Annotated in this window: 16 protein-coding genes; 3 read left to right on the top strand and 13 right to left on the bottom strand. The window is 50.4% G+C overall.

The window, feature by feature from the left end; genetic code table 11:
* Positions 1-21 precede the first annotated feature (21 nt).
* From AC0LWN_RS00740 to AC0LWN_RS00720, 5 genes are all read right to left on the bottom strand, one after another.
* Complete coding sequence (locus AC0LWN_RS00740) at positions 22-1,254, bottom strand: aminopeptidase (protein ID WP_474662750.1); 1,233 nt, start codon at positions 1,252-1,254, stop codon at positions 22-24.
* A 135-nt stretch (positions 1,255-1,389) separates the two neighbouring features.
* Positions 1,390-2,733, bottom strand: a complete 1,344-nt coding sequence (locus AC0LWN_RS00735) for a sensor histidine kinase (protein WP_474662749.1) — start codon at positions 2,731-2,733, stop codon at positions 1,390-1,392.
* Positions 2,734-3,447 carry a response regulator transcription factor gene (locus tag AC0LWN_RS00730; protein ID WP_474662748.1) on the bottom strand — a complete coding sequence of 238 codons (714 nt, stop codon included), beginning with the start codon at positions 3,445-3,447 and terminating at the stop codon, positions 2,734-2,736.
* 150 nt (positions 3,448-3,597) lie between these two features.
* Positions 3,598-4,071, bottom strand: coding sequence for a hypothetical protein (locus AC0LWN_RS00725; protein ID WP_474662747.1), 474 nt, complete (start codon positions 4,069-4,071; stop codon positions 3,598-3,600).
* Positions 4,072-4,171: 100 nt separating this feature from the next.
* Positions 4,172-4,519 carry a hypothetical protein gene (locus AC0LWN_RS00720; protein ID WP_474662746.1) on the bottom strand — a complete coding sequence of 116 codons (348 nt, stop codon included), beginning with the start codon at positions 4,517-4,519 and terminating at the stop codon, positions 4,172-4,174.
* 204 nt (positions 4,520-4,723) lie between these two features.
* Between AC0LWN_RS00720 and AC0LWN_RS00715 the strand changes: the two genes are divergently transcribed.
* A complete protein-coding gene (locus AC0LWN_RS00715) occupies positions 4,724-5,815 on the top strand; it encodes a VanZ family protein (protein ID WP_474662745.1) in 1,092 nt (363 codons plus the stop codon).
* A 157-nt stretch (positions 5,816-5,972) separates the two neighbouring features.
* Complete coding sequence (locus AC0LWN_RS00710) at positions 5,973-7,436, top strand: serine hydrolase domain-containing protein (protein ID WP_474662744.1); 1,464 nt, start codon at positions 5,973-5,975, stop codon at positions 7,434-7,436.
* A gap of 96 nt (positions 7,437-7,532) precedes the next feature.
* Here the strand turns inward: AC0LWN_RS00710 and AC0LWN_RS00705 are convergent, their stop codons facing one another.
* The 3 genes from AC0LWN_RS00705 to AC0LWN_RS00695 form a co-directional block, all read right to left on the bottom strand.
* A complete protein-coding gene (locus AC0LWN_RS00705; protein ID WP_474663540.1) occupies positions 7,533-8,288 on the bottom strand; it encodes an exodeoxyribonuclease III in 756 nt (251 codons plus the stop codon).
* A 469-nt stretch (positions 8,289-8,757) separates the two neighbouring features.
* On the bottom strand, positions 8,758-9,858 hold the full coding sequence (locus AC0LWN_RS00700; protein ID WP_474662743.1) for a citrate synthase: 1,101 nt from the start codon (positions 9,856-9,858) through the stop codon (positions 8,758-8,760).
* Between the two features lie 114 nt (positions 9,859-9,972).
* Positions 9,973-10,824, bottom strand: coding sequence for a helix-turn-helix transcriptional regulator (locus tag AC0LWN_RS00695; RefSeq protein ID WP_458965713.1), 852 nt, complete (start codon positions 10,822-10,824; stop codon positions 9,973-9,975).
* Between the two features lie 203 nt (positions 10,825-11,027).
* On the opposite strand from AC0LWN_RS00695, the gene fabF reads away from it, so the two are divergent.
* Entirely contained in the window at positions 11,028-12,269 is a 1,242-nt protein-coding gene (fabF, locus tag AC0LWN_RS00690; RefSeq protein ID WP_474662742.1) for a beta-ketoacyl-ACP synthase II, read from the top strand.
* A gap of 92 nt (positions 12,270-12,361) precedes the next feature.
* Here fabF and abnB read toward each other — a convergent pair whose 3' ends face one another.
* The 5 genes from abnB to AC0LWN_RS00665 form a co-directional block, all read right to left on the bottom strand.
* The gene (gene abnB, locus AC0LWN_RS00685; protein ID WP_474662741.1) at positions 12,362-13,786 is read right to left on the bottom strand and encodes an arabinan endo-1,5-alpha-L-arabinosidase AbnB; all 1,425 of its coding nucleotides are present in this window, start codon (positions 13,784-13,786) and stop codon (positions 12,362-12,364) included.
* 186 nt (positions 13,787-13,972) lie between these two features.
* Positions 13,973-15,043 carry an ABC transporter ATP-binding protein gene (locus tag AC0LWN_RS00680; RefSeq protein WP_474662740.1) on the bottom strand — a complete coding sequence of 357 codons (1,071 nt, stop codon included), beginning with the start codon at positions 15,041-15,043 and terminating at the stop codon, positions 13,973-13,975.
* A gap of 178 nt (positions 15,044-15,221) precedes the next feature.
* A complete protein-coding gene (locus AC0LWN_RS00675) occupies positions 15,222-16,193 on the bottom strand; it encodes a phosphotransferase family protein (RefSeq protein WP_474662739.1) in 972 nt (323 codons plus the stop codon).
* 64 nt (positions 16,194-16,257) lie between these two features.
* A complete protein-coding gene (locus AC0LWN_RS00670) occupies positions 16,258-17,238 on the bottom strand; it encodes a phosphotransferase family protein (RefSeq protein ID WP_474662738.1) in 981 nt (326 codons plus the stop codon).
* Between the two features lie 3 nt (positions 17,239-17,241).
* Positions 17,242-18,210 (bottom strand): sugar phosphate isomerase/epimerase family protein, encoded by a 969-nt coding sequence (locus AC0LWN_RS00665; RefSeq protein ID WP_474662737.1) that lies wholly within the window; start codon positions 18,208-18,210, stop codon positions 17,242-17,244.
* Between the last annotated feature and the right edge of the window lie 33 nt (positions 18,211-18,243).

Below are 18,243 nucleotides of genomic sequence, written 5' to 3'. Positions count from 1 at the left end.
TCCGCTGTGGTTCACAGCAGGTTACAGCACCCAGTTCCCTTTGCGGAATACCGGTTCGATGGTTCCATCCGCCAGTTCACCGTCGATATCGAGCTCAGCGGAGCCGATCATAAAGTCAACATGCGTCAAGCTGACATTGGCTCCCCGCTCCAGCAGCTCATCACTGCTGAGTGAAGTCCCGCCTTCAATGTTGACCGGATATGCACTGCCAAGCGCAAAATGGCAGGAAGCATTCTCGTCGATTCCCGTATTGTAGAAAATCCGGTTCAGCCGAGAAATCGGCGAATCATGCGGCACCAGGGCCACTTCTCCCAGATAAGAAGCTCCTTCATCCGTTTCCAGCAGCGAGGTCAGATGCTCCCGCCCGGATTTGGCATCATAAGCGGTAACTTTCCCGTCTGTAAAAGTAATCGTAATGCCATCCACAAGCCGTCCGTTCAAATTGAGCGGCAGGGTGCTTGCCACCGTTCCGTTGACCCCTTTGCGGTGAGGCATCGTATAGATTTCTTCAGTCGGCATATTGGCCACGAAGTACACGCCGCTTGCATTCTCACCGCCGCCGCCGCGCCAGAGATGGCCTTCTGGCAGCTCGACATGCAGATCCGTACCCGGAGCGCGGTAGTGCAGACTTTTATAACGTTTGGCATTCATCCGCTCCTGGGATTGTTTGAGCTCGGCAATATGACCGCGCCAGGCCGCTACCGGGTCTTCACTGCCCACACGGTTCATCTGGAACACGGCCTCCCACATGGCCTCCACACGCTGCTCCTCGGGAAGATCTGCAAACACCTTGTCCGCCCAAGCCCGTGTCGGCGCTTTGATCAGCGACCAGCTAATTCTGTTGTTGCGGGTGTAGTTCTGATAGTTCTTCCGTGCCACCGCTGCTGCTTTCACTGCGGTTGACACCTTGGAGCCGTCGATGCCGCGGAACAATTCCGGATCAGGCACCTTAATATGTAATATCGCTCCGCCTTCCTCGGCGAATCCCTCCAGCATATCCGCATGCCACTGCGGGTAATAGCCGAAAGAGTCCTCTGGAGCTTTCTCGTAACGAATGCGGGTAACCTTCTCATCGTCCCAATCCACCAGCACGTATTTGGCTCCTGCTTCGTAGGCTTTGCCTACGATCAGCCGGGTCAAGTCAGCCGTTTCCAGCGGCGAATGAATCATCAGCACTTGTCCGGGCTGCACGTTCACTCCGACCTTGACCACCAGGTCCGCATATTTCTCCAGCATCACATCAAAATCCTTCATCGCTTCTTTTCCCCCGTATCCTTAATTGCTGTACCTCATGCGGGACATCCACGCTGACCGAAGCAGCAGGCGTTCCGTTTCCACAGTAATTTTAACGCAAAATACGCGAGGTTGCGAGTCTGACCCGGATTGGTATTAGCCTCCTGCCCCGGATGATCGCCCGAAATGCTTGATAAAACTGAACCGTGCTCCGCCAAGCGGGGAATCCGAATACGTTAACTCTCCGTCCAAATTCGCGGCAATCTGGCGGCATATCGCCAGGCCGAGTCCTGTAACACCATTAGCCCCCGTGTAAAAACGCTGAAAAACTACCTCACGCTCCTTTTCGCTTAATCCATTGCCATCATCGTCAATATGTATTGCCCACTCAGCTCCCGGAAAATCCGCTTCAACGCGCACATTGATTTGGCTCGATGTGTGTCTTACCGCATTCTGCAGCAGATTTACCAGTACACGGAACAACTGCTCTCCGGCGACAACGGTGTGCAGGCTATCCCCTTCCACATTCAGTTCAATGGCCCGGGCATTCGCTGCCGGCATAAGCAATAACGCCGCTTCCTCTGCCATAGCGCGAAGGTCGATTTCCGATGTCGGCCACTCTTCATCCACCGCCTCCAGCCTGGAAAGCTGCAGCAGCTTATCCACCATCTCCATCAGGCGCACCGACTGCGTCTGGATCACTTCAAGCCCTTCCTCTTGAGTGACCACCTGATCCTGAATGGCGAAGACAAAGCCGTGAATCGACATAAGTGGTGTTTTTAGTTCGTGAGATACGTTCTGCAGAAATTCGATCTGATTGCGCTGATGCTGCTGTATGCGGTCAGACATAGACTGAAAGGTAGTAATCAGTTCGCCGATCTCTGTAGTATCTCCCTTCGGAAAAGCAGCAGCAGGTGAACGAAAAGGTTCATACCGCCCCACCGCTTCCTTTAACTGGTTCAATGGCCGCACGACCCTCGATACGGTAAGCAAACCTATAGCCAGGATGATGAAAAAGCTGAACCCGATCGACAGCAGCGTTGTTCTCATCAGAGACCCGTAGTGGGCTCTAAGCGAGGAGAGCGGAGCATAAATGAAAATAGCATAAGGACGGCCTGGCAGCGGCTCCTTGGTGAACAGAAACTTCTTGCCATGCAATATCGCTATCCCTTGCCGCCCAGAAAGCGTATACTGCAGAGTTGTTCCTATTTCCTTGTCATCGTTCGCATCAATAATTTTATTGTGTGAGTCGAGAATAAGGTAATCCGCATCCAGCATCAGTCCCTTTACGACATACTTGAAATCCGTGTTATCCAGCCTGGAGAAGTCGTCATCGCGCAATATTTTCCCCGCTTTTTCCGCCTGCCCGTGCAATTGTGCCTTGACCTGATTCACTAAAATATCATCAATCAGGCTTACGAACAGAGCAACCGTAATACCAACTGTAATAACAAGCGCCAAAATAAAGGACAGCAGCATCTTGCCTCTTATGGTGCGCATCTATAGTTTTCTCACGGTCGCTTTGTAGCCAAAGCCCCAGACCGTATTGATCAGTAGTGAAGAACCGTGTTCAGCAAGCTTTTTGCGGATTCTTTTGACAAGATCGTCCACAACCCGGACATCCCCAAAGAAATCATAATTCCACACATGCTGGATTAGCTGCTCCCGGCCGAACGGCCGCTCAATATGCGACGCCAGAAACAGCAGCAGCTCAAATTCGCGCGAGGTCAGGCTTATTTCCTCGTTATTCACCGACACTCTGCGAAAATCAGGGAAAATATCCAGATTGCCGGCATGGCATACACTCTCAGACTTGGACTGCTCAGAGGGTTCTCCCGGCGTGCTGCTCCCTAGCTTCACCAAGCGCAGCATGGCCTTGACTCTGCCCACCAGCTCACGCGGATTGAACGGCTTGCTCAGGAAATCGCTGCAGCCCAGCTCCAGCCCTTGGATACGGTCGCTTTCTTCTCCCCGCGCGGAGATCATAATAATAGGAATCTCGGTAAACGAACGTAATTCGGTTAGCAGAGAAAGTCCGTCAATCCCGGGCATCATAATATCGAGAATCAGACATTCCGGTTCATCCGAGCGCACATATTCTACCAGATTTGTTCCGTTCGAAAAAGAAGTCACCTCATAGGCTTCCTTCCGCAAATACTCGGAGAGCAACTGTAAAATGAAAAGATCATCGTCTACCACCACTATTTTGCCCACCGTAAGTCACTCTGCCTTTCTATATCAGCGTCTTATATCTACAGGGTAACACAAAAAGACAAAAGACGGGAATCCTGCCTGCGGCCCCGTCTCAGTCAAAGAATAGCTGTGAAGTTAGTTAACCTGTTTTAAGTGCAAAAGATATAGTGCTTATTTCTTCTTAGGTTTTGCTGGAGTCTTCACTGTTGTTTTTGCTGGCGCTTTTGCTGGAGTCTTTGCTGTTGTTTTCGCTGGTGCTTTTGCTGGTGCTTTTGCTGGTGTTTTTACTGCTGCTTTTGCAGGAGTCTTCACTACTGCTTTCGCTGGTGCCTTTGCTGTGGTTTTTGCTGGTGTTTTTACTGCTGCTTTTGCAGGAGTCTTCACTACTGCTTTCGCTGGTGCCTTTGCTGTGGTTTTTGCTGTTGTTTTTACTGCTACTTTTGCAGGAGTCTTCACTACTGCTTTCGCTGGTGCCTTTGCTGTTGTGGATTTAACCACTGCCGTGTGCTTCACAGCCGGTGCGGTTACCTTAGATGTAACTGCCGATTTGGCCGGAGCCGTTGCCGCGAATGCGCTTGTAGAGCCTCCCAACACACTCACTACTGCCAGTACTGCGATTGCTTTTCTTGTCCATTTGTTATTCATCTTAATACCACCTCTTCCTTTGAAGTGATTTAAGCATAACAATTGGATACGGGAATTTTGTGAGACAAATATGAAAAAAGTATATGAAGCTGTCTCGGTTCTATTTTTTATCCACCTGCAATAGAGTGACAGTCTTCAAGGTATAAGTATGAGCAAGTTTGTCTTCCTGGAGGATATTAAGCTTGGTCAGGCTGGCGATTTTGGCCGGGTCCGCCCGGGAGAGCAGCCGCCATACCTCCGGATCGGATAAGGTTTGATACAGTTTGTCGTCATCGTATTCCTTGCGGTTCTGTGTGACGAGCTTCACTCTGTAAGCGCCTATTTCACTGTCCGCTTCCCCCTTTTCCAAGCAATAGTCCAAGATATCCTGGCGAAGGTCGGCCAGTTCCTTCTCAATCTCCTTCTGCTTTCCTTTGAGCTTATAATACTGCTGCACCTTTTTCTCCATGCGGCTTCACGCTCCTCTCCAGACATATGTATGCCGGATTAGCCCGTCAATTCCTTAATATTCACATTCTATTTCACATGTTTGCAGGGATAAGGGCAGTGAAGAACGTCAAATGAGTGGAGGGCTCTCCATGAAGCTGATTCAGGATTACTGATGGTTTGGTGGTGAGCAACTCACTACTAACTTACACACGGCAGGTGGATCATGCTTCAACCTTATCTTTTTCCTATCTCTCACGCATTTATGTTTTTTCCGCTGGCGGCGCTGCTCTTCACGCTCCCCTTTCTCATTGTGCAATATCGGCGGCATGGTTATATCAACAAGGTCAGAGCACTGGTGCTTTATCTGCTGCTGCTCTATTTGCTCAACGCATTCTTTCTTATTATGCTGCCAATGCCTTCTTCACGGCATAACGCACCGCCTACAGGCTCAATGATTCAGCACATTCCTTTGCAGTTCATTCAGGAAATCAAACAAAACACCGCCTTGAAGGCAAATGATCCTTCATCGTATCTGAAGCTATTTAGCGACCCGGCTTTTCTGCAGGCAGCGTTCAATGTGGCCCTTATGGTCCCCTTTGGCTTGTTCCTGGGCTACTATTTCCGCACCCGATGGGTAGTTTGCATTTTGCTGTCCTTCGCGCTATCCCTTTGTTTTGAGGTTACACAGATTACGGGAATCTATGGATTTTTCGATTATCCTTACCGTATCTTTGATGTCGATGATTTGATTACCAACACACTGGGCGGCATTGTTGGGTACAGAATTGCGCTGTGGGTGTCGGGGCTGCTGCCGCGCATCGAACAGCTTGACAGCAAGGTGGATCTATCCGCCAAAAGAGTCACGTATACGCGCCGGGGCATTGCTTTTATGCTGGATGCGATGGTCTGGATGCCTGTCGCTCTGGCGCTCAATTTGTGGTCAGTGCAAGGTGCCTACTGGATAACAACCGCCGTGTATTTCGTGCTGCTCCCCTGGTTGACCGGCGGGCGGACACTGGGAAAATGGATCGTACGCATTCGCATAAGCGGACTAGAGGGACGCAGCCGTCTAGGGGAGCTTGTGGTGAGATACATCTTGCTGTATGGAATTCTGATTGGCGGAATCTTGTGGCCGGCCGACTTGCGCGGTCTGGCTCTCTTAATAGATTTTGTTTTTCTCTTCCACTTAATCATCCGAATTTTCAAGCGGAACCCGCAGTTGGTCTATGAAAGGTTAAGCCGGACCCGCAGCGTAATCACCTGGCCGGAAATGCCGCACAGTTCAGGCTCGGATACTTTGGCAAACTCCGCATGATCTTAGTTCCGCCTTGTGCGGAGAAATTTCTTTTTATAAGACCTGAACGTATAATGAAATCTATAAGGCCGTATCCTCTCAAACTACATATCTATTAACAAACGCAATCACACGCTAAGCAGAGGACTCGCCCCAATAAATTTAGGGAGATGTAGATATGGGAACCGTCAGTACAGCAAGTCAATTGCCACGAAGCTTTCCAGAAGCGCAAGGAGTACCCTCAAGTGCAATATCCGCTTTTCTAAACGCCATTGAGGAACAAAACATCGAGCTGCATAGCCTCATGCTGCTGCGTCACCGCAATGTTGTAGCGGAAGGCTGGTGGTCGCCCTACAAGCCAGAGCTGCCACATACACTCTTTTCACTTAGCAAAAGCTTCACGTCCACGGCAATTGGTTTCGCCGTCTCAGAGCGCCTGTTATCACTGGATGACAAAGTAGTCTCCTTCTTCCCTGACGAGGCTCCATCAGACATCTCCCCAAATCTGGCGGAAATGAACATCAGCCACCTGCTCATGATGGGAACCGGCCATACCTTCGATACTACAATGGACATGCAGCGCAGCGCGGATGGAAATTGGGTCAGAGCCTTTCTGGAACTCCCTGTTGAAAAAATACCCGGGTCTCTGTTCCTCTACAATACCGGTGCCACTTACATGCTCGCTGCCATTTTGCAAAAAGTAAGCGGTCTCACGCTGCTGGAATATCTGGAGCCACGCTTATTTGCTCCGCTTGGTATCAAGAGCCCCACCTGGGAGTCCTGTCCGCGGGGAATCAATGTCGGAGGCTACGGGTTAAGTGTGACCACGGAGGAGATTGCAAAATTTGGCCAGCTCTATCTACAGCAAGGCATGTGGAATAACAAGCAAATCCTGCCTAAGGAATGGATCGCCGCAGCAACCTCCAAGCAAATCGAGAATGGAGACGGAAGCCCAGATGCCAGCAGCAGTGAATGGTCTCAGGGCTATGGTTATCAGTTCTGGCAATGCCGTCATGATGCGTACCGTGCTGATGGAGCTTTTGGACAGCTATGCATGGTTATGCCACAGCAGGATGCGGTAGTTGCCATCACAAGCGGAACAAACAATATGCAGAGAATCATGGATGCCGTATGGGATCATCTTCTGCCTGCCATGAAATCTGAGCCTGAGACTCTTCCAGACAACCCGGCAGCGGCAGCTCTTGCAGATCAGCTTGGCAGTCTGAGCCTTAATCCCCCAGATGAGCAGCGGTCATCAGAGTTGGAGAAGATACTCAGTGGACAAATATATAAGCTGGAAGAAAATATGAATAAGCTGGATACCTTTGCGATCGCGTTCAGCGACACTGAAGCAATATTGACGCTATACGGTATGTTCGGCGAGCAGACTGTTACCTTGGGCCGTGGTAAATGGGCTACAAGCTCCGCCACAATTTTGGACAATACAGTCAAACTGATCATGTCCAGCTTTACCTGGACACAGGAGAATAAGCTGTTGCTGACCCTGCGGTTTGTAGAAACTGCTTTCTGCATCACGCTGGAAATAGCTGTTGAAGAGTCTACTATTGTGGTTTCACAGCAATTTAATGTTTCCTTTCCACCGGAAGATCAGACAATAATTCTAGTGGGCCATCTGGAATAATCTATTGAATGCAGACTGCAAGTCAAAGGCCATATCTCCCAAGCACCGGGATGATATGGCCTCTATTTGTATCCACTGTAATAGCAATTATTCCTGTTAAGCTTCCAGTTCCAAAACTACCGGACAATGATCGCTGCCAAGTATGCTGGAATCTATTGCCGCCTTGGATAAACTCGGTGCAAGACGGGAGGAAGCGAGAAAATAGTCAATGCGCCAGCCAACATTACGCTCTCTCACCTTGGGCATATTAGACCACCAGCTATAGGCCCCTTCCTGATCGGGGTGGAAATGTCTGAAGGTATCAATGAAACCGGATTCCAGCAGAAGTGTCATTTTCCCGCGTTCTTCATCGGTAAATCCCGAATTTCCCCGGTTAGATTTGGCATTCTTGATGTCAATCTCCTGATGGGCGACATTGAGATCCCCGCAGACCAGCACCGGTTTATGCTTGTCCAGCTCCTGCAGGTAGCTGCGGAACCGGTCCTCCCATTCCATTCTATAGTCCAGCCTGGATAAGTCGCGTTTGGCATTTGGAGTATACACAGTGACAAGGTAAAATTCATTGAACTCCAAAGTAATCATCCGGCCCTCAGGCTCCGAGTTCTCTTCCATACCGTATCTTACGGAGAGCGGCTTGATTCTGGTAAAAACCGCTGTTCCTGAATAGCCTTTTTTGATCGCATAATTCCAATACTGTTCGTATTCTTCTCCCAGCTCCAGAGCAATCTGCCCTTCCTGAAGCTTCGTCTCCTGCACACAGAAGATGTCCGCAGCAGTTTCTTTGAAATATTCATTGAAGCCTTTGCCTACACATGCCCTTAACCCGTTGACATTCCAGGAAACCAGCTTGATCATCGTCATTCTCCTTACTATTAACTGAGTTGTTCTCAGTGTAACATATTACAAGCTGTTTGGAGCTTCTGTCTACTCCCAAGGCATTCGTCAAGCAATAATAGATTTAACGAATACACTATTCTATCAAACGAAAAGAGGGGCATCAACGCCGCTGTCACAGTAAACAACAACTCCGCTTTCCCGGTGAATTTGCTGCTTACTCTTGTGGATGCTCCAGCCGTCACTTATAGCATTCCGGCGCTGAACAGCCTCACACTTTCTGTTAATAGATTGCTCGTTGCTGCTCTGCAAGCCACAACTGCAGGCGCCGTATTCGGTACGATTGAAATTGCAATATCGGATTTCTAATAAATGAGCTAGAGTATCCCCTCATACTCTCTCATTATCATTCCCTGTTCAAACATCCCCGGCTGCTAAGCGGCCGGGGATGTTTTCTATATGTCCGAGCTTACATAGCAAATGATTCTTAAAACTCCGCTTCAGGCATCGGTCCGGTATAGACCGATTGCGGACGGAAAATCCGGTTGTTCTCTGCTTGTTCCATAATATGCGATGTCCAGCCGACGATTCTTCCGGCAGTGAAGGTTGGTGTGAAAATCTCTGGTGCAAGATGAAGCGCGCGCAGGATAGCGGCGGCATAAAATTCAACATTGGTGAACAGCCGGCGTCCAGGCTTATATTCATCAAGCAGACGGATCGCAGTTGCCTCCACATGAAGAGCCAGGTCGAAGGAAGCATCATTGCCAATCATCTCTTGAGTGGCAATCTGCAGCGCTTCGGCGCGTGGATCTTTGGTTTTGTAAATCCGGTGTCCGAACCCCATGATTTTCGTTCCGCTGTTCAGCGCATGGCGGAGCCACGGTTCCGCACGTTCCTTCGTTCCAATATCCTCCAGCATGGAGATAACCTCATAAGGGGCTCCGCCATGCAGCGGGCCTTTCATGGCCCCAATAGCCCCGCTTACCGCCGCACACATATCCGATTCGGTGGAGAGAATCACACGGGCGGCGAAGGTTGAAGCATTCATGCCATGCTCCATGCAGAGGATCATATACGCACTGAGAGCCTTCACATGGGCATCTGTAGGAATTTCGCCAGTCAGCATATATAAGTAATTGGCGGCGTGCCCAAGCTCTGATAACGGTTCCACAGGTGTTAATCCGTTCAGCTTACGATATCTGTAGGCAATAATGGTCGGCAGAACCGACGTCAGTCTCATCCCCTGCTTCTGTGTAGGCGGCCAGGCTGTGTTGCCTTCCCCCAAGGCAGCTACTGCGCTTTGCAGCACCAGCATCAGCGGCACCGATGCTGGCAGCAGGTCAATCATCCGGCAGAGATATTCCGGCATTGTCCGCGCTGCAGCCATTTCTTGCTTGAGCAGCTCCAGTTCTTCCGCTGACGGCAGATGCCCATTCCACAGTAAATGAGCTACTTCCTCGTAGCTGCGGGTCACTGCCAGCTCTTTGGCCCAATACCCCCGGTATACCAGATAGCCCCTCTCGCCATCCACCAAACCGATATCTGTCTCCCCTGCCACTACGCCTTCCAATCCGGTCACTTTTGCCATTGTTTGTTTGCTCCTTTTCCGGTTCAAAAAGTTAACATCATATTAGGAGTATAAACGCCAAATGTTACATTGCATATTTATAGTTTTTTATGAATTCATAAAATAATTTTATCATCACTCCAGCACATGCTGCTCCATAAGCTGTTTTAGCTTGGCTTCCGTGTTAGAATCCCCGGCAGGCGTATAAATGCTGCAACGCAGATCAGTGCTGCCCTGGACCTGGAGCGAGGTCAGATGAAACAGCATTTTCCCCGCCTTGGCATGACGGAATTCGAGCACCACATCGGGGGCTGAACTGACCTGGCTCTCTTCCCACAGCGCATTGAACTCCGGATGCTGCCCCTTCATATCCGCGATGAAATCATCATACCAGCGGTCCTCCACATACTGCCCGTAATAGGCACGGAAGATGGCTAAATAACCTCTGACGAACTGCTGCCAGTTCACCGCCAGCCGCTTAAATTCCTTGCGGGCGAATAATAATGCAATCATATTACGTTCCTCCGGCGCCAGCTTGGCGAAGTTCAGAAACACATGCGCCGCCGCCTCGTTCCAGCCCACAATACCGCAGCGGCGGTCTGAAATGATGGTGGGACAGGTGGTAAGCTCATGCAAAATTTTTTGTAAGGACGGACTGATAACAGATGGCTCCTCTTGCGGATAAGCGGCCGCTCCAGCGCTGTTCTCCAATGCTAATGCAAACAAATAGCTCCGTTCATCCTTGGTCAGCTGCAGAGCCGCAGCGATGCAATCCAGCACCGATGGCGATACCTTTATATCCCTGCCCTGCTCCAGCCATGTATACCATGTATTGCTCACTCCTGCGAGCTGCGCAACCTCTTCCCGGCGCAGCCCCGGGGTTCTTCTGCGTGTGCCCTCAGGCAGTCCCACGGAGGCGGGAGATATGGCCGCACGCCGTGATTTCAAGAAATCCGATAGTGCTTGAAGCCGCGTTTGATTGGACATGATGTTAACCCCTCTTCTTTATCCTATGCTGAGAATAGTAGTAATTATACTATGATAAATGACAACTTGTAATAGGATAAGATCCATGGAAAAATACAGGCATACCCCGTGCAGGGGATTTGCTTTCGAAGCTATTTAAGATGAACGTAAAAACCAGAAAATCTAAAGTTCAACTTATATCAAAAACTTTTAGGAGGATGCTTATGGAACGCGTAGTTATTACCGGTATGGGCCTCATTTCGCCGCTTGGAAATTCTGTGGAGCAGTTCTGGAGCCGCCTGGCTGCCGGTGAATCGGGCATTTCGCCAATCACTTCATTTGATACAGCACATTTCAAGACCAAAATTGCCGGAGCCGTGCGGGACTTCGATCCCGAGGCGAGATTCGGCCGCAAGGAGGCGCGGCGGATGGACCGCTTCAGCCAGTTCGCACTGGCTGCCGCAGAAGAGGCCTGGGAGCATTCCGGGCTGCAGCACAGCAAAATTGACCGCGAGCGGCTGGGCGTATATGTAGGCTCCGGTGTTGGTGGCATTCAGACGCTAATGGAGCAGGGGGATTTGCTGCGGGAGCGCGGACCGGAGAGAATCAGCCCAACCCTCATTCCGATGCTCATCTCCAATATGGCGTCAGCAATGATTAGCATTAAGCTGGGGGCGCTAGGGCCGGCTCTATCTCCGGTTACTGCCTGCTCAATAGGCAATACAGCGATTGGCGAAGCCTTCCGGCTGATCCGCTACGGCGGCGCCGATGTTATCCTTGCCGGAGGTGCAGAGGCTGCGATTTCCGAAATTGCGCTGGCCAGCTTCGGAAATGCGACGGCATTATCCACGCGCAACGATGAGCCGGATAAGGCGAGCCGTCCTTTTGATGTCAGCCGCGACGGGTTCGTCATCGGTGAAGGCGCAGGCATAGTTATACTGGAGTCACTCTCTCATGCCTTGCGCAGAAACGCCGTCATTTACGGCGAAGTGATCGGTTATGGCGCAACCTCGGATGCCTATCATATGGTGGCTTCACATCCAGAAGGAATCGGAGCTTATCAGGCGATGAAGCTGGCGCTGAACGAGGCTGGCATCAAGCCCGCAGAAGTGGATGTGATCAGTGCCCATGCGACCAGCACTGTGGTCGGAGACCGCTCGGAGACGATGGCGATCAAAAAGCTGTTCGGTGAAGAGGCCTACCGTATCCCTGTGACAGCGAACAAGTCGATGACCGGACATGCTTTTGGCGCAGCCGGCGGCCTGGAGGCCATCGCACTGGTCAAAAGCATCCAGAACGGCATCATCCCGCCTACCATCAATCTGGAAGAGGCTGATGAGCTTTGTGATCTGGACTATGTGCCAAATGTTGCCCGTACCGCCAGCCTGAATATCGGGATATCCAATTCTTTTGGCTTCGGAGGCCACAACGCAGTTATTGTCCTGCGGAAATATGAGGAGGAATAACAACAAAAAACCTCCAGATTACCGCTCATCGCGATAATCTGGAGGCATATAACGTACATTCCGTACTCAATAATGGGCTGCGCGACTAGCTGTTATTTTTTCTCAACCGATACATGACTTCCCCAAATGGAAATGCCTCCTTCAGACACCGCCGTGAACGTCATCACCTGGCTGCCCGTAGCCTCATTCCATTCCCGCAGGAAAACACCGCTGTACACAGCGCCATCTATCGTCAGTTCTGCGTTATGGGCATCGCTGAGCTTCCAGGTTCCCGTTGCCGCTCCCGTTATCTTCCCGTCAGCAGTTAGCTCAATGAGCTGTGATTGAGCAATCTTCGCTGTGATCTCCTTGCCATGATTTACAAGCTTGTACTCTCCGATGATGTCATCGGCTGTGTACTTTCCAATCTTCTCGCCGCTGTAGCGGTGTGGAGCAACAACCGGCCAGCCGTCCTTGTTCATGAACATCTGATGCACGCGCACCTCATGCTCCTCTCCCCTTCCGGGGAAGCGGGTATGGAAAATTAAATAATAATTCCCGCTCTTCTCATCATAATATGCCGAATTATGGCCGGGAGAGACATAACCAGCTCCAATTGCTGCCGGTTCGCCATCCGTATTCAGGAATTCGAAATTGCCCAGCAGCTTCACCCCGTAAGGCGAGTAGGCCTTATCATCGAACAGCACTCCCTTTGTTCCTTGCGCATCAAGCATTGCTTTGCCTTCAGAATCTTCGAATGGACCGTCCGGATTTTTCGAACGGGCTACACGGATATTATAGCCTCCCTTCGCATCCAGCCCTCCGTAGGACAGAAAGAGATAATAGTAATCCGTTTCAGGGCTGTACAGCATATACGGTCCTTCAATCCGGGCATGGTTGGCGCCCAGCAGCTTCTTGCCATACCCCTGGTCCGGCAGCGGAAAGCCAGTCGCGGCATCCAGCTCCATAATGAAGATCCCCCCGGAGTAAGACCCGTAGACCATCCACAGCTTGCCGTCCTTATCAAAAAACACATTAGGGTCCACCACATTCGGCTTCATGGTGGCGTCGTACCTCTCTCCGTCATTACCAACGCCAGCCATTCCGGACTTTAGAATTATTCCCAGGTCCTTGTAGGGTCCTTCAATCTTGCTGGACACGGCAATGCCCATTGCCGACAACGGCGAATCTCCGCGGCAGGCATTATAATACATATAGAATTTCCCGTCCGCAAGTTGAATGACATCCGGCGCCCACAAGGTATCGGTCTGAGCCCAGTTCAGCGTAGCGCTTAATTCCTCGGTAACATTAGGAATAAGCACATTCCCATCCTCTACTCCTGAAGAAATCTGCTTCCAGTCCATCAGGTCCTTGGATTTGGCCGAAGCCAGGTGGGAGCCGAATACATAATACGTATCATCCACCTTGATCACCGATGGATCATGTACGGATACATTATTAAACTCCGGGACACTACTACTGCTGCACGCTGTTAATAAGGATAAGGATAGCGCTGCGGTTAACGTTCGTTTTTTCATTCTCCAGCCTCCTATGTATACCCTTACATTTTGCTGCGAAAAGCTGAAATAGTCAATACTTTTATTTAGATATATTAGTTTTGTTTCATATTTACTTAAACATAAAACCCCATTCCGCGCAAAAAAGCGCCAAGCCGACTTAACGGCCTGACGCTGATTCATCTGCAATACTCCTGCAGCTCCAAATTAATATTCGCTGGAGTTTTCAACCAAAATCGGTTGAGGATAATTGTTCTTCAGTTCACGATGCTGCTTCTTCACCACTGCAGGCGGTTCTACCGCCGGCGCCATCGGGTGCATCAGCCAGGATTTCACCAGATGCGAATCAGATACCTTGTACATTGGCGGCTCTTTCTCCATATCAATCTTCATGGCGTAAGTGCTGCGAAGTGCAAAGGCATCCCCCTTCGGAGGTTTGATCAGATCGGGAGGTGTTCCGGGAATCGCTGTAAGCATGGAGCCCTTGCTTTCGAGACTTGGCATGGAAGCTAGCAAACCCCAAGTATACGGATGTCTTGGATCATAGAAAATTTCTTCAGCCGTACCCATTTCGACAATTTGTCCGGCATACATAACAGCTACACGGTCTGCCATTCTTGCTACAACCCCGAGATCATGGGTGATGAAAATAATCGAGGTATCAATTTTCTTCTGCAGATCCTTCATCAGATCCAGAATTTGCGCCTGAATCGTCACATCAAGCGCGGTTGTCGGCTCATCGGCAATCAGCAGCTTAGGGTTGGCTGCAAGCGCCATGGCAATAACAACACGCTGGCGCATCCCGCCGCTGAACTCATGCGGATACTGCTGAAAACGCCGCTCCGGTGAAGGGATTCCCACCAGGCCAAGCAGCTCAATAGCACGATTGTATGCGGCATCTTTGGACATGTTCTCATGCTTGAAGAGCACTTCTGTAATTTGTTTGCCGACCTTCATCATCGGATTCAGCGAGGTCATCGGATCTTGGAAGATCATCCCGATTTCTTTACCGCGGATCTTTTGCATTTGCTTCTCGTTTTTGTTAATCAGGTCTTGACCTTCGAACAGAATCTGTCCGCGTTTGTATTGACCCATCGGCTGGGGAACCAGCTTCATTACGGCCTGGGAGGTTACGCTCTTGCCGGAACCGGATTCACCTACAATTGCCAGAGTCTCTCCTTTATTTACATGAAAGCTGACACCACGGATTGCTTGTACTTCGCCTCCGCGTGTTCTGAATGATATAGCCAGGTCCTTTACCTCTAAAAGGCGCTCCATTCTGTCACCCTCTCTGCTTCTTTTCAAATTGTGATAACGATTCTCAGTACGCAAACAAGCAATAAGTATTATTTTATCTATGTTTATGCGCTTACGTCAAGATTTTTCTGAAAACAACCATATTTAGTAACAATTCTGTACATGTATTGTTAGTAATGGTCCCTGCTACCCATAAAAGCTAAACGCTCATGAACCTCTGCCAGCCCTCCAGCAAATTGCCGTGAGCCCATTCCAAATGCCCTTCACTGTCGTACTTGCGCGAATAACATTCGATGAAGTAAATCAGGTCAATGTACAGGTCGTACAGCTTTTTGCGGGCGGTCTCGTTCGGGCTGTCAAAGCCCCCGCCATAGCCGCGGCAGAAGTGCCTTGTATCCTCAACATAACGGAAGTAATATTCCATAAGATGGTCGCCCCAGAGCGCTCGCTCCCAATCAATCAGGGCAACAATCCGGCCATCACGCACGAACACATTCCCATCCCATAAATCCCAGTGCACCAGACGCGGCTCTGTCACAGCATCGAGTGCGGGCAGCAGCTTAGCAATCTCCGCCTCAATCGTCTCTCTCGGGATCGGAAGCGGCGCATCCAGACGCTGTGCATCATCGAGCAGAGCTGTGACCAGACGGCCGAAGGTATCACGCCAGGAATCATCCGAGCTATGAGAAGGCGCACCATACATGCCAAAACGCTTTCCGCGTATTTCATTAATGAACCGGTTATACCGGCCCAGCTCAGACTCAATCGCCGCTCTCGCTTCAGGTGTCAAGGTATCCTTGAGATCACTGTAAGGCTCGCCCCTGACCTTCTCCATGAAAAAAAAGTCGAACGGAATTACAGTCCGGCTGTTATCGTAGATATACACTTTGGGGACCGGCACTGTTCCTTTGGAACGAATCAGCCGCAGCAGGTCAACCTCCGCCGTCATAATATTACGCTCATAGCTCAAAATTTCAGTATCATCTGACGGAGCAACCTTGAGAATCGTCTCTCTGCCATCCGAGAGGAGCAAGTCATACGCAGCGTTAAAATATCCGCCGGTCAGCTCCTTCCGCTGTAAGATGGTTACCCCGCTTCCAAAAGCGGACTTAACGATCAGGTCCTGCTGCTCAGAAGTCAGTTTGCTTTTTGTTGCGCTTTCCAGGAACATTACCTCCATTGTCTATACAGGCAAGAAGGCCGGAGTCTCCACAGAGAATCGGCCGCCTGATTTGCTATACGGTTGTTTCTATATTACCATCAAAAGTCTTCAAGGTCTCTGTCAGATTATCGAACGCCCAGCGCACATGATTCTCGTCTTTGTATTGCCGGGAGTAACATTCAACAACCAGAATCAGATCCAGGTACAGATCATACAGCTTGATGCGAAGCTGCTCATTAGGACTGTTAAATCTGGCCCCATACCCCTCAAAAAAAGCCTGCGAGTTCTCAAAATGCCGGAAATAATACTCCAGCAGCACATCTCCCCACATGGCCCGCTCCCAATCAATGATCGAGACGACAACTCCGTCTTTGACAAAAATATTGCCATTCCATAAATCCCAATGTACCAGCCGGGGCTCGGTCACTTCTTCAAGCGCAGGGAGGTACTTCTCAAGATTCCGCTTAATCGAATCAATCGAAGCCGGCAACACGGCTTGCAGCCGTTCAGCATCAGCAAATACACTATCCATCATAGCCGTAAATGTCTCACGCCAGCCCGCACCTGTCTCCCCGTCAGGCTGAACGAACAGGCCAAACCTGTCACCCTTGATCTCATTGATCAAACGCTGATAACGGCCCACTTCGTGCTCTATAGAAGCTCTTTGTTCGTCTGAGAGGCTTTCCCTCACATCAGAGTAGGGCTGGCCTTCAACCTTTTCCATGAAAAAAAACGGGCACGGAATCAGCTCGCAGCTATCATCAAAGCTGTACACGGCAGGAACGGGAACAGTTCCTGCGGCCAGCACCATGCGAAGAGCTTCCACTTCAGCGTGCATAATGTTCTTTTCATAGCTTAAGGTCTCTGTCTCCGCTGCAGGGGCAACCTTTAGAATGACATGCCGGCCGTTATTCAATTCAAGATCATAGGCTGTATTAAAAAATCCCCCGGTCAGCTCTGTGCTGCTGATTATGGCCGTCTCCGTCCCAAAGGTGCTTGCTACTAAAGTACTTAGCTGCGAATCTGTTAATTTGACTTTAGTAAAGCTCTCCATGCTTTAGACCCACCACATTTCGGCAAGAGGTTCTTCAATCAGCACCTGGCGCAGATTGTTCACGGCTTTGGAGAAGCCTTCTTCAACGGACATCAAGCCATCCTCATGCTCAATGCTGACAACATAGTCGTAACCGACCAGACGGAGCGCGCTGATAATGTCTGCCCAGACCTTCACATCATGGCCGAAGCCGACCGAGCGGAACTGCCAGGCGCGGTCCAGCATATTCGTATAAGGCTGCATATCTGTCAAGCCGTACTTGTTCACATTCACCGGATCAATGACGGTATCCTTGGCATGAAAATGATGAATGGCGCCTTGGCGGCCAAGAATGTGAATCGCCTGTACCGGATCAATGCCCTGCCACCACATATGGCTCGGATCCAGGTTCGCGCCGATCACTTCCCCTGCCGCTTCTCTCAGACGGAGCAGGGTAGCCGGCGTATGCACAGAGAAGCCTCCATGCAGCTCAAGGCCGATCTTGACCCCATGCTCGGCAGCAAAAGCACCCCATTCGCTCCAATACGGAATCACCTTGTTTTCCCACTGCCAGGCCAGAATCTCCTGATAGTCATTCGGCCAAGGAGCTACCGGCCAGTTCGGATATTTTGCTCCCTCATGATCGCCCGGACAGCCGGAGAAGGTGTTCACAACGGGAACTCCCAGCTTCTGTGCCAATTTGACGGAGTTGACGAAATCCTCATGATCCTTGCGGGCAAACTCCTTCTGCGGATGCAGCGGATTGCCGTGGCAGCTGAGCGCACTGATCATAAGGCCGCGCGATTCCACCGCAGCTTTAAATTCCTTCAGCGCCGTCTCATTCTCCAGCAGCAGCTTGGGATCACAATGGCTGTTCCCCGGATTGCCTCCAGTGCCGATTTCTACAGCCTTCAGCCCTTTGGATGCCACATAATCCAGCGCATCCTCCAGCTTGCGACCCCCGAATAGTACCATAAATACACCAAGCTTCATATCCCTGCCGCCTTTCGTGGATAATTGTATTGA

The organism is Paenibacillus sp. sgz302115, assembly GCF_056120445.1.
Note: the sequence above shows the minus strand (reverse complement) of the source record. Positions and strands in the feature narration are given on the sequence as shown.

Coding starts and splice junctions, on each gene's coding strand:
- AC0LWN_RS00675 (WP_474662739.1), bottom strand. CDS start 16,193: ATGTTCCTGGAAAGCGCAACAAAAAGCAAACTGACTTCTGAGCAGCAG.
- AC0LWN_RS00720 (WP_474662746.1), bottom strand. CDS start 4,519: ATGGAGAAAAAGGTGCAGCAGTATTATAAGCTCAAAGGAAAGCAGAAG.
- AC0LWN_RS00725 (WP_474662747.1), bottom strand. CDS start 4,071: ATGAATAACAAATGGACAAGAAAAGCAATCGCAGTACTGGCAGTAGTG.
- AC0LWN_RS00710 (WP_474662744.1), top strand. CDS start 5,973: ATGGGAACCGTCAGTACAGCAAGTCAATTGCCACGAAGCTTTCCAGAA.
- fabF (WP_474662742.1), top strand. CDS start 11,028: ATGGAACGCGTAGTTATTACCGGTATGGGCCTCATTTCGCCGCTTGGA.
- AC0LWN_RS00700 (WP_474662743.1), bottom strand. CDS start 9,858: ATGGCAAAAGTGACCGGATTGGAAGGCGTAGTGGCAGGGGAGACAGAT.
- AC0LWN_RS00735 (WP_474662749.1), bottom strand. CDS start 2,733: ATGCGCACCATAAGAGGCAAGATGCTGCTGTCCTTTATTTTGGCGCTT.
- AC0LWN_RS00665 (WP_474662737.1), bottom strand. CDS start 18,210: ATGAAGCTTGGTGTATTTATGGTACTATTCGGGGGTCGCAAGCTGGAG.
- AC0LWN_RS00680 (WP_474662740.1), bottom strand. CDS start 15,043: ATGGAGCGCCTTTTAGAGGTAAAGGACCTGGCTATATCATTCAGAACA.
- AC0LWN_RS00715 (WP_474662745.1), top strand. CDS start 4,724: ATGCTTCAACCTTATCTTTTTCCTATCTCTCACGCATTTATGTTTTTT.
- AC0LWN_RS00740 (WP_474662750.1), bottom strand. CDS start 1,254: ATGAAGGATTTTGATGTGATGCTGGAGAAATATGCGGACCTGGTGGTC.
- AC0LWN_RS00695 (WP_458965713.1), bottom strand. CDS start 10,824: ATGTCCAATCAAACGCGGCTTCAAGCACTATCGGATTTCTTGAAATCA.
- AC0LWN_RS00670 (WP_474662738.1), bottom strand. CDS start 17,238: ATGGAGAGCTTTACTAAAGTCAAATTAACAGATTCGCAGCTAAGTACT.
- abnB (WP_474662741.1), bottom strand. CDS start 13,786: ATGAAAAAACGAACGTTAACCGCAGCGCTATCCTTATCCTTATTAACA.